The 12662-nt window shown below is 28.4% G+C and carries 10 protein-coding genes; all 10 read right to left on the bottom strand.

What is annotated here, in order from left to right:
• Positions 1-204: 204 nt before the first annotated feature.
• Positions 205-348, bottom strand: a complete 144-nt coding sequence (locus tag CURI_RS15775) for a hypothetical protein (protein ID WP_187287421.1) — start codon at positions 346-348, stop codon at positions 205-207.
• A gap of 153 nt (positions 349-501) precedes the next feature.
• Positions 502-2829, bottom strand: coding sequence for a DNA topoisomerase (locus CURI_RS05720; protein ID WP_014967283.1), 2328 nt, complete (start codon positions 2827-2829; stop codon positions 502-504).
• Positions 2830-2854: 25 nt separating this feature from the next.
• Positions 2855-5041, bottom strand: a complete 2187-nt coding sequence (locus tag CURI_RS05715; protein WP_014967282.1) for a DNA topoisomerase III — start codon at positions 5039-5041, stop codon at positions 2855-2857.
• A 30-nt stretch (positions 5042-5071) separates the two neighbouring features.
• Positions 5072-5383, bottom strand: a complete 312-nt coding sequence (locus CURI_RS05710; RefSeq protein WP_420805145.1) for a Dabb family protein — start codon at positions 5381-5383, stop codon at positions 5072-5074.
• Between the two features lie 280 nt (positions 5384-5663).
• Entirely contained in the window at positions 5664-6584 is a 921-nt protein-coding gene (locus CURI_RS05705) for an N-acetylglucosamine kinase (protein ID WP_014967280.1), read from the bottom strand.
• An 852-nt stretch (positions 6585-7436) separates the two neighbouring features.
• Positions 7437-8318, bottom strand: a complete 882-nt coding sequence (gene erm, locus CURI_RS05700; RefSeq protein ID WP_014967278.1) for a 23S ribosomal RNA methyltransferase Erm — start codon at positions 8316-8318, stop codon at positions 7437-7439.
• Between the two features lie 624 nt (positions 8319-8942).
• Positions 8943-10085 (bottom strand): nucleoid-associated protein, encoded by a 1143-nt coding sequence (locus tag CURI_RS05695; protein ID WP_014967277.1) that lies wholly within the window; start codon positions 10083-10085, stop codon positions 8943-8945.
• Between the two features lie 76 nt (positions 10086-10161).
• On the bottom strand, positions 10162-11031 hold the full coding sequence (locus CURI_RS05690; RefSeq protein WP_014967276.1) for an SDR family oxidoreductase: 870 nt from the start codon (positions 11029-11031) through the stop codon (positions 10162-10164).
• Between the two features lie 112 nt (positions 11032-11143).
• Entirely contained in the window at positions 11144-11785 is a 642-nt protein-coding gene (gene uppS / locus CURI_RS05685) for a polyprenyl diphosphate synthase (RefSeq protein WP_014967275.1), read from the bottom strand.
• A 192-nt stretch (positions 11786-11977) separates the two neighbouring features.
• On the bottom strand, positions 11978-12595 hold the full coding sequence (lepB, locus tag CURI_RS05680) for a signal peptidase I (protein ID WP_051003972.1): 618 nt from the start codon (positions 12593-12595) through the stop codon (positions 11978-11980).
• Positions 12596-12662: the final 67 nt, after the last annotated feature.

The raw sequence follows: 12662 nt of genomic DNA, 5'->3' as shown, positions 1-12662 counted from the left end.
CTTTATACTTCTATTTTCATCTTTCAATTCTTCAGCTTCAACTAATTGAATAATTAATTTTTCTTTTCAGCAAACTCTCAAGCCTTCTGTATTAACATTTCTTTTCTTCTTCATTCATTTGCCCTTCCAAACAAATTAAACTTTTACTATATTACAAATTGTTAAATTCTTTTATATTATTTAAGTATAATCTTATATTTTTTATTATATTTTTTTAGCAAAGTAAATCATAGTAAAAAAAATCACCATAAGTATTAATCCAGATACTACAATAACTATAATTCTATCTTTAGGCTTAGCCTGGTAAGAAAAAAGTTCCCATATTACTTCTAGAATAAGCTCTATCATATAAGTTCTTCCTTTATAATAATACGTGATTTTATATAGTATATACAAAACTGTATTTATTTGTTTATTCTCTATGGATATTAATTATCCTTTATAAAAAGCATCCATTCTATATTCTATAAATTAGATGGATGCTTTTACTATTATAAATATTTAGTTTTTTACTTCGATAAATCCATTGATGTTCATTTTTAAATACATAGTTTTTCTTGCCTTTTCTTCACTATTTTTTAAATTAATATCTATACTCTTTATTTCATTATTTTTAAGTAATTCCTTAATCATTTCACTTGTAACTTCTATTCCATACTTTTCCAAACTATTTTTCCAAATTGTAAATTTACATCCTTCTCTCCAATTAGTACAATAAAAAGCTTTAGTGTTCTCTAGAACTTCTCCTGTTTTACAATTAGTACAAACTCCTAAGGAATTTTTTATTTGTGACTTTTTCTTTTTCTTAGAATTGTTTGTTTTTGATTCATTGTTAGGTATTTTAGAAAATAGATTTAGTAAGTTAATATTATTGTTTAATCCCAATACTTTTTGTGTATTTTTTCTTATATATGCTTCAAGCTTTTTCATGTATTCATTATCATCTATTTTCCCATTAGAAACCATAGTTAAGCCTTTCTCCCAGCTTGCAGTTAACTCTGGTTTAAGTAGTGATGGAATTGAGTGATTTATTACATCATAAATCATTTCTCCCATAGATGTTGGAGATACTATTTGTGTTTTTTTATTTAGATTAGTATATTTAATTTTTTGTAGCTTATTTAATATCTCTGCCCTTGTAGCACTAGTTCCTATTCCATTAGCTTTAATTTGTTCACGTAACTCTTCATCTTCTATTAATCTACCTGCATTTTCCATAGCTAAAATCATGGATCCTGAATTGTATCTTTTAGGAGGAGTGGTTTCAGATTCTTTTATTTGGATATCATTTATTTTTACTTTTTGCCCCTTTTTAAGCTTTTTAAGAGTTTCTATATTTTCGATCTTTGAGCTTTGTTCTTCTTTATCATGATTCAGTATTTCTAAGTATCCCTTTTCAATACATACCTTAGAAGATGTAAAGAAGCTTTCTGCCTTTATTTCAGTAGTAATAGATAATTTATTAAAGATTGCTGGAGGATAAAATATAGAAAGAAACCTTCTTACTATTAGTAGAAATATTTCTTTCTCATTAGCCTTTAATTTATTAAAATTTTCTAGACCTTGACCTGTAGGTATTATTGCATAGTGATCTGTTATTGCTTTGTCATTTACATACTTTGTCTTCTCTAGTCCTTTAAATAATTCCTTCAATAGTATATTTTCAACGAATCTTTTAATATCTTGATTTTTTCTGTCTAAGTTACAAGCATTATCAATATTTAAAAGACCTTTTATATTTTTATTAATTTCTTTTGCAACTGCTTTTGATAGTACCCTTGCATCAGTTCTTGGATATGTTAGCATTTTCTTTTCATATAATGTTTGTGCAACTTTTAAAGTTTCATCTGGACTTATTTTAAACTTCTTTGAACATTCATTTTGAAGTTCCGCTAAATTATATAGAAGTGGAGGATTTTTCTTTTCTTTTTTCTTCTCTATGTCTTTTATTATTGCTATACCTTCATCATTACCTTTTTTAAGTTCTTCTATAAACTTCTCGGCATCTTCTTTTCTTTTAAATCCTATATCTTTAAAAAGTAATTTAGACAAATAATAGTTTGAACCTTCTACAGCCTTCCACTCCCCATCATAGTCTAGTGAATCTTCAAATTTAAATGAAGATAATATTCTATAATAAGGAGTTTTTATAAACTCTCTGATTTCCCTTTCTCTTTGAACTATCATTCCAAGTACACAACTCATGACTCTACCAACTGCAATCACAGTATAGTCATTACCCAAATAGTTACTGATTGTTCTACCATAAATTAAAGTTAACAATCTTGAAAAGTTTATACCTATTAAATAGTCTTCTTTAGCTCTTAAATACGCTGAGTCAGATAGCCTATCGTACTCAGACAGAGGCTTAGCTTCTTTCACTCCTCTTCTAATCTCATCTTCCGTTTGTGAATCAATCCATACCCTTTTCTTTGTTTTATTCTTTACTCCAATCATATCATCTACTAATCTATATATATATTCTCCTTCTCTCCCAGAGTCCGTGCATACATATATAGTAGATATATCATCTTTCGTTACTTGTTCTTTTATAACATTGAACTGGTTTCTTACATTTTCTATTATTTCATATTTATATTCTTCTGGTAAAAAAGGTAAGTCTTTTAAGTTCCATTTTTTATAACTCTCATGATATTTTTCAGGATAACTCATATTTACTAAGTGTCCTACACACCACGTTATAATAGCTTTATCAGACTCAATATATCCACCTTTTCTTATTCCTTTAATATTTAATGCTTTTGCAAATTCCATTGCAACACTAGGTTTCTCTGTTATAAATAGTGCTTTGCTCATATTATTACTCACTTTTGTATTCTCTCCTACTTATTAATTAAAACTTTAGTTTTGCTAAGGCATCTGCTAAAGCAGAGTTTATTGGTTCATTTTGTTCTTTCTTTTGATCTCTAAGATATTTAGATACTTCTTTCTTTGAAACTTTATTATTTGACTTTTTCTTTCTTTCATTAAATGTACTAAGTTTTTCTCTATGCCCACATTTACATACAAATATTTGTCCTTCACCTTCACCACGTAGTTCTAATTTTTTATGGCAATTAGGACATCTCGCATTAGTTATCTTACTAACTCCTTTTCTATGTCCACATTCTTTATCCTGACAAATAAGCATTTTACCTCTTTTCCCATTAACCTCTAACATATATTTTCCACACTCAGGGCACTTACTTCTAGTAAGATTATCGTGTCGATACGTATCGTTACTGTTTTTTATTTCGCTAACAATTTCTTTTGCATAATTTTTCATTTCATCAATAAATACATCTTTATTAAGATTCCCCTTAGCTATAGAACTTAATTTTTGTTCCCATTCAGCAGTTAATGCTGGTGATCTTAATTCTTCAGGAACTAATTCAAGAAGTTGCTTTCCTTTAGATGTAATAATAATTTCTTTTCCTCTTTTTTCAATTAAAAAGTTATTAAATAGCTTCTCTATAATATCTGCTCTTGTAGCTACTGTTCCGATTCCACCTGTTTCTCCAATAGTTTTTATTAGGTCTTTACTTTCATTGCTCATATACTTTGCCGGATTTTCCATTGCAGACAGTAGTGTTCCCTCATTAAATCTTGATGGTGGCTTTGTTTCTCCACTTACTCTAGATATATTATCAATTGCTAGTGCATCTCCCTTGCTTATGTTAGGAAGTACCTGTTCCTTTATTTCATCATTTGTATCATCTTCATCAAAATTATTTTGATATATTTCTTTCCACCCTTGAGAAATGACTACTTTGCCCTTAGCTATAAAAATTTCATTATCAATTTTAACTTTTATAGTTGTTTGCTCATATTCAAATGGTGGATATAAAACAGCTAAAAATCTTTTAACTACTAAATCATATATTTTTCTTTCTTTATCATTTAAAGAGTCTAAAAATACAGTTTGTTCTGTAGGTATAATGGCATGGTGGTCTGAAACTTTACTATTGTCTACAAAAGACTTGCTGGCTTTTATTGCGCCACGTAAAACTTTAGAAGCTAATTTAGAGTAATGTCCTACACTACAAGCTTTTACCCTATCCTTTAAAGTATCTACTATATCTGTACTTATATATCTTGAATCTGTTCTAGGATATGTTAGAATTTTATGACTTTCATATAGCCTTTGCATGATAGATAATGTTTCTTTTGCAGAGTATCCAAAAATTTTATTTGCATCTCTCTGAAGTTCTGTCAAGTCATAAAGACCTGGTGAAAAGCTCTTTTTGAAAGATTTCTCTATATCTATTACTTTTCCACTTTTGCTTTTTATGGAATTAATTATGTTATCAATTTTTTCTTTGTTAAAGTTTCTAGTATTTTTAGTTTGTGAATCTTGCCATGTAAGTTTTACTTTACTCGATGTTGCAGTGATTCCATAATAAGCTTTAGGCTTAAAGTTTTGAATTTCTTCTTCTCTTCTAGCTATTATAGCAACTGTTGGTGTTTGAACTCTACCGCATGATAATTGTGCATTATACTTGCATGTCAATGCTCTAGTAGCATTAATCCCAACTACCCAATCGGCCTCTGCTCTTGCAACTGCTGAAGCATATAGATTTTCATATTCTTTACCATTTCTTAGTTTGTTAAATCCTTCTTTAATAGCTTTGTCTGTAACTGAAGATATCCACAGTCTCTTTATTGACTTCTTTATATTTGCCTTTTCAATAATCCATCTAGCAACTAGTTCACCTTCTCTACCTGCATCTGTAGCTATAACTATATCTTTTACGTCATTTCGCTTCATCTGATCTTTAACAGTATTAAACTGCTTTCCAGTCTTTTTAATAACAACAAGCTTTAAGTTCTTCGGTAGCATAGGTAAGTCTTCCATTCTCCATGATGTATATTTAGAGTCATAAACTTCTGGATCTGCTAGTGTTACTAAATGTCCCAATGCCCAAGTAACTATATATTTCTCACCTTCTATATATCCATTTCTACTTTTAGTACAATTTAAAACTTTTGCTATATCTCTTCCTACTGAAGGTTTTTCCGCCAACACTAATGTTTTACTCATTTTAACATTCCTTTCAATTTAACTCTAATCCTATATATTATAGTCTACACACGCTCTGTCAGTTACAACTTGTCTTATAAATTGTGCTACTTCAACGTGCTTAGGATGCTTTTGATATATATCTAATCCTTTTTCATCCTCAAATACAGTATATAATACTATATCATGTGAACCTGTTAGGCTAGGAATATCTATTCCTACTTCTATTTCTTTTAATTCTGGAATTTCATTTTTTAGATTTTCTAACATAACTTTTATTTCTTCTATATTTTCTTCTTTAGATCTACCAAGTGCTTTCTCTTTTACTTTCCACATTACTATATGTCTTATCAAATTTATCACTCCTATGTATATTATATATCTATGCTTAACTTATATTAATTTCTTTTATCTTTTTTCCATAATCCTATTAATAATCTCAGTAAATATCATACTTAAACAAACCAAGTTTTCAACCATACTATCTTTTTATTGTACACTAATTTCATGATTATAAAAAGCTTCACATGTTATGTATCTATTCTAATACTTATAAACATTATGATTTTAATCTTAATATTAAAAAGATATAGGACATTCCTATATCTTTTTAAATTATGTTTAAATAGTAATTTAATAAGTTTTAATTTTGAATCTTTACTCTTCTCGTTGCTATATCTACAGCACCTATATATGCTTCTTTGTATGGTAAGTGAATATTTACTTTAGGATGCTTGGAGTTAACTCTTTCAATTAGCTTATCTCTAATTATATTACTCTTGGTAAGTATACTTCCATATAATCCTATACTAATATCTGCTCCCTGAGCTTTCTCAATTAGAGTTTCTACCATAATTGTTAAACTATCTACCGCACTATTTACTATGTCTTTTGCTACTTTATCTTTATTATAGAGTTCAATAACTATAGGTGCAAGTCCCGCAATATCTTTTTTAGGAAGCTTATCTTTATATACAAAATTTATTATTTCTTCTTGATTATTTATCTTTAGCTTTTCTCTAATTTTATCCCACAATAAAGTTTTACACTCTCTACCATCATAGTTTTTCATTATTTTTGAGAGAGCCTCTCTTCCGATAAAGTATCCACTACCACCATCGTCTAGTATATGTCCCCATCCTCCAACCTTGTTTAATCTGTTTTTCTTATCTATTACTAAACCAACTGATCCTGTCCCGCTAATTATAATTCCACCATTATAACCATCATTAGCACCTACTAAAGCTATTACACTGTCGTTATATACCTGCAATTCATTTCTGTATCCTATATCTCTAAATATATTTATTATAGTTTCTTTGCATTTTTCACTATCAACACCAGATCCCCCGAAACATATACTTTTAATTTCATTTAAGCTTATACTCTTTTTCTCAGTAAAAAAATCTATAGCATTCTTTATAGTTTCCTTAGTCTCTTCTATACCCATTACATGATAGTTTGTAGACTTTAGTTTTATAATATCTATCACATTTCCATTACAGTCCGCTAAACAAAATATAGTACTAGTGCCACCACCATCTATACCTATATAGTAACTCATATGCAAATACTCCTTTTTGTGGATTTATTATTTATCTTGACTTGTTAAATAAGATATTGGTATCTTCAACTCTATTCCATTACCTTATAAATTTTATTTATAATATCAATCTTCTCTTTGTCTGATAATAAATCTTTTGATTTAAGAAAATGCTTAGATAAATAATATTTTTTATACCCTTTTCATATTATTCTCCCTATAATTTTATAATAATTACTTATAATATGATATCATTTATAACATAACACTATTACACTATATAAGAAATTTAATACCATATCTAGGTTAAGATAACTCTTTTCATTAAAATATGATGATAAGTAATAGAGCTTTGAAAATATCTCTTATCTTCAGAGTTTTTATAATATAACAACAGTTCTTATCTCATTTATATCCTATATGTTAAAAAGCTTTCATTTTTTAATAAATATATCCACCCTATATCTATTTGAGTAGCATTTTCTAGTACTGAAGTCACTAGAGATATCTTACTTTTATAAAGAATACCTTCTGTTATATAATATCCACTATATACGCCATTATCCATATAACAAGAAAAGCAAATAGAGTCTATGCCACCACCATGTTCAAAGATGAATTTATTAAATTTTACAAAAACATTGATAGAGACAGCTTAGAGATAATCTTATAAAATTCTCTATCATCGAATGTCATTTTTACTAGACTTGTGAGCACAACAAGAAACTCTTTTTAGATAATTAATTTTTTATTACATCACCCACATATATTTTATCTTATCCAATATTTATTACCTACTATATACATAGATTATTATAATCTATCAGCAAATATCTGTAGTCTAAGCTGGTGGATATTTATTAGATTAATACTTTATCTATTACTGCGATGAATCTTATCTATTTTCTTTTGTTTTTCCAAAAGTTTCGAATATGCATTATTAACTACATTTTTCTTTTCATCCGATACACCTATTGCAAAATATTGAAATACCTTTAACCATTGTTCATAACTTAGGCAAGTTGGGCTATCTGTCATTCCAAAGCCAATATCTCTGGATAAACGTTTAATCTGTTTATAAGAAAAAATGTTTTTACATCTAGTTTTCATATCTTTCCCTGTGTTATCAAAGATATATGCAATAAAATCAGAATATAAATTCTCTTTATCTTGTCTTACTAATATATTTTTTCTTTTTTTAACGTGTAAAAGTACACTGTCAACACCAGGAACTGGATTAAAATCATTTCTTTTAAGATTTCTAACAATATCAAAATCAAAATATGGTTTAAGAAGTAAAGAGCGCATACTTTCCCTATTAAAAGGCTTACCAGCGTATTTCAAGGCTGCTTCTTTTTGAAGAATAATATACATATCTTCAGGAGGATTACAAGAAGATGTTAATTTTGATAAAATAGCCGCAGTAATATTATATGGAATACTGGAAAAAACCTTATATTTACTTTCCATTTGCAACTTAAATTCTAGAAAGTCTCCATAGATTAGTTCAATATTTTTTACGTTGGATAATTTATCCTTAAGTGCCTTGTATAGCTGGAAATCATATTCTATAACATATAATTTCTTGCACCTTTTTACTAATTGTTTAGTAATAATACCTTTACCCCCTCCAATCTCTATGACAATATCATCTTCACATATATTACTTTCTGCTATTAACTCAGATACCAACTTTTCGCTGTGCAGAAAATTTTGTGAGTTCTTCAATTTAGTCTGATTATCTTTATTAAACATTAAATCCACTCCTTCATAGTATTTGATGTGGATTCATGTATATATTGAATAGTCCATAGCAACAAAAATAAAAAAAGCTATAAATGAATAACTTATCCATCTATAGCTTTTCTAAATTAAATAATATTCTTTTGTATTCAAATTCTATATCAAATAATAAATTCACCCCTTGGTAATTTATTATTCCATAGGGGCTATAAAAGATCATAGAGATATCCTATTTTGCGGATATAACAAGTTTAAATATAAAAATATGATTAGCTGCATGGGTTTTCATTACAAGAATCCACTAATATAAAGCATCACAACAAGGCCTATGTTTTAGGCAAATTACCTTATATTAAGTTTATTTAGTTGTATTTATTTAACAACTAAATTACGCATTCTTGAAGCTATACCCATTTTGCAACTCTCCTCTCCGTTATTTAACGGTATTGTAGCATAGTCACGTATATTTGTCAATCATAACTACTTTATTTCCTAAAGACACTATTAATAAAATTCATTATATATTTGATCAAATATCATTCTTTTTAAAATTATTTATAGACATCACACTTCCAATAATTCACCATGAGATTAAAGTTAATAGAGCTAATGTAATTCTAATGCCTTCAGTTCCCATTACTTAGTTAATCCCTGAAAGCCTATGAATTTTGATGTATATATTATACAAATGAAAACACCTTCGGTAAACTTGAGAAATACCTTTATGAAACCTGGTAGAAACATAAGATTCCTTTTTGTGGATTTATTACTTATCTTGTATATCTCTAATATTTTAAGTAAAATTGAAATCGTTCCATCAGTATTGTTTATAAACTCAACCTTATCTTGACTTGTTAGATAAGATATTGGTATTTTTAACTCTATTCCATCGTCTGTTACTAGCTTTTGTGTTCTTGGTATTTTTTTAATTACATTTTCGTTTAATTCAATGGCTTTTTCAGTTAGTCCCCTACTATGTAGTTCATCACTATACATTTCTTGAAGTTCTAAATTATTATTAAATGCTTTACTCTTAATATGCTCTATATCTATACTGTCTGTCTCCTCTATACTTTCAACTATAGCCGTTTTTATTTCTGCCATTTTTTTAACGTCACCATCATAATAATCTTCCACCATCATTTTAGAAGTTTTATTTATAATATCAACTTTTTCTTTATCTGATAGTAAATCTTTTGATTTAAGAAAATACTTAGATAAATAATATTCTTTTTCACCATTTATTTCATTATTTTTTTCTTTTAAAAGTATAGAATTATCTTCTAAATCTATAATTATAAACTCTTCTATTCTTTGATTTATATTTGGTAATGTTGTTCTTTGTTTTATCACAGTATTAACCTTTTTGTTATCTAGCTCTTCTACGTAGTGAATATATGATGTTTTATAATTCAATATAAACATCCCTAAGTATCTCTTATCGTCTCCATTAAATAATGAACAAATAAGATCACAAGATGGAATACTTACATTTTCTATCATTATTCCATACATAATCTCTGCTAATCTTTTAGTGCATTCTAAGAAATTGCTATTATCTTGTGAAATACTACCACACAAGTCCCTTACTATATTCTCACCGTCTTCAAAGAATGCTTTTTTGATGTTGATATCTTTAAAAACTTTTTCTATATGATTCTTTATAAATTCGTATATATCATCGTTAAAAGGATGTTCTTCTTCTGATATTATAGGCATGCCTATAGAATTATCTAAGATATGTAATATATGTCTTTCAATGGATACATCAGTTATCATTATATTTCCTTCTTTCTATATTAATATAGTATAAGAAGAGTATATACAAAAGTACACCTAAAGTAAATTAGATGTACTATCCGTTAACTATTTCTCCGCCATTCACATGTATTGTCTGACCAGTTATATATGATGCATCATTAGATGCTAAAAATACATAGGATCCTGCTAATTCAACTGGTTGGCCAGCTCTTCCCATAGGAGTATTAATACCATGCTGACTTACTTTTACTTCATCAAACGATGCTGGAATTAAAGGTGTCCATATTGGTCCTGGGGCTACTGCGTTTACTCTTATTCCTTGTGCAGCTAAATTTATTGCTAGTGAACGTGTGAATGATGTAATTGCTCCTTTTGTTGCTGAATAATCTATTAAAGTTTCATGACCTTGATATGCTGTTATAGATGTAGTGTTTATGATAGAGGCACCTTCTTTCATGTAAGGCAAGCTCGCTTTTGACATATTAAAAGTACCATACATATTTATCTCAAAAGTTTTCTTAAACTGATTTAAACTAATATCAGTTAAATTTTGTTGAGAGTATTGTACAGCAGCATTATTTACTAATATGTCTATATTATTATACTTTTCTATAATACTATTTATAACTGATGAACAAAATTCCTCCTTTGATACGTCGCCTTCAAACAAATTACATTGTCCTCCACCTGACTCTATAATTCTTTTAGTTTCTTCAGCATCTTCTTTTTCATCATAGTATATTATATTTACAATAGCTCCCTGTTCGCTAAAGGCACATGAAACTGCTCTACCTATACCACTATCTCCACCTGTTATTATAGCTACTTTACCTTTTAACTTTTCTTTTAATTGATTATATGAGTCATCCTTAAATATTGGTTTTGGATTCATCATACTTTCTATTCCTGGCTGTTTAGTTTGATATTGTGGTGGAAAATTCTTTGGAAAGCTTACACTACTCATAATATCCCCTCCGATAATTAATAATATAATTTTATTATTTACATGTCCTAAACTTATTATTCAAAGTAAAAAACTCTAAAGATCACCACTTTTAGATCCTTAGAGCTTTTTCTTAGCCTCCAAGTGTTATATCTTGTTCTTGATACCAACATAGAGCATTATGAAAATGCTCGTCTTTAAAATCTGGCCAGTATTCATCTACTACATAGAAGTCTGCATATACTGATTGAACTGGTAGAAAACCACTTAATCGTCTTCTTCCTCCCCATCTTATTATTAAATCTATTCTTGATACATCGTATGAATTTATATGGTTATCTATATTTTTTCTAGATTGATCTGCAAGCTTTAAGCTATTTAAATCCCAAGACCAACCATAGTTTACTAAAAAATTTACTCTCATACCTCCCTTTCCAAACTTTCGTCTAGTAGTATATGGACGTAGTTCCTCTGGGAACATAGGCGTATCAGTATTTCCAACTACTAAAAGCTCTGCATCTTCTTTTGAAAGCATTTTTACAGCGTTTATACATGCCTGTGTAAATGCAAGCCTTTGTACTGAAGGTCTCTTGGTATTATCAGTGGTGAATCCATAATACGTTATTTCTTTTACTCCAGCATCTCTGCAAAGCTTGAATAAGTTTAGCCCTGGATCTAATCCCAAGTCATATCCTCTATCTTTAGTAAGGCCTTTTGACTCTGCCCATCTTCTATTTCCATCTGGGATTATTCCAATGTGCTCTGGTATTCTCACATCAATCACTCCAATATTAAATTTATTTAACTATCATTATTGACAATTAAATTTAATTCTAATCCTTTATATGATAATAAGATTTAAATATTGGGTTTTATGATATCTATTAGTGAATAAAAAAAGCTTTTAGCCTGTTAAAATTTTTAATAGACCAAAAGCTTTTTTATTTAACTTTATGTAAATCTGATACTAATTATCTGTATTAGCACTTCCTATTTTATTTAAAGGCCATATTTTATATATTACTTTTCCTTCTATTTGATTATAGTTTATAAAGCCAATTTTCCTACTGTCTAAGCTTACTTCTCTATTATCTCCTAGTACAAAAACTGTATTTTCTGGTACAACAGTCGGCAGTGAAACATCGTTATCATATGTTTTTCCTTTTACATACTTCTCCTCCTGTTTTTCACCATTTATATACACATATCCATCTTTTATATCTACTTCATCCCCTGGTATCCCTATTACACGCTTTATGTAGTATCTCTCATCTTTTACTCCAGAAAGAACATCAACTATTTCTTTTGAATTCTTAACCATTTTATCTAATATACCTTCTTTACTGTCATTATAGACATCTATAATGACAACATCACCTCTTTGAGGCTTTTTTGAGTAATAGCTTAGCTTATAATCAACTACTTTCTCTCTATCATAGAATGTATTTTCCATTGATGATCCATCTACCGATGTTATAGCAAATGCATTTGATCTAATAAATACAGCTATGACAAATGCCAACGACAAGCATAATGTCCATTCTCCAATATCCCTAATAAGCTTTTTTTCTTTCTTGTTATTCAAAATCATTCCTCCCCCTTTTATTTTTTAGCCCTCTTTCTATATGTTAAGTCCATATTATTTAATTATT

The sequence above is a fragment of the Gottschalkia acidurici 9a genome (assembly GCF_000299355.1).
Classification (GTDB): domain Bacteria; phylum Bacillota; class Clostridia; order Tissierellales; family Gottschalkiaceae; genus Gottschalkia; species Gottschalkia acidurici.
This window is presented reverse-complemented; position numbering and strand designations above follow the sequence as displayed.

Bases quoted from the DNA above. Each gene is read 5' to 3' on its own strand.
- CURI_RS15775 (WP_187287421.1), bottom strand. From the start codon at position 348: ATGATAGAGCTTATTCTAGAAGTAATATGGGAACTTTTTTCTTACCAG.
- CURI_RS05715 (WP_014967282.1), bottom strand. From the start codon at position 5,041: ATGAGTAAAACATTAGTGTTGGCGGAAAAACCTTCAGTAGGAAGAGAT.
- CURI_RS05705 (WP_014967280.1), bottom strand. From the start codon at position 6,584: ATGAGTTACTATATAGGTATAGATGGTGGTGGCACTAGTACTATATTT.
- erm (WP_014967278.1), bottom strand. From the start codon at position 8,318: ATGTTTAATAAAGATAATCAGACTAAATTGAAGAACTCACAAAATTTT.
- CURI_RS05695 (WP_014967277.1), bottom strand. From the start codon at position 10,085: ATGATAACTGATGTATCCATTGAAAGACATATATTACATATCTTAGAT.
- CURI_RS05690 (WP_014967276.1), bottom strand. From the start codon at position 11,031: ATGAGTAGTGTAAGCTTTCCAAAGAATTTTCCACCACAATATCAAACT.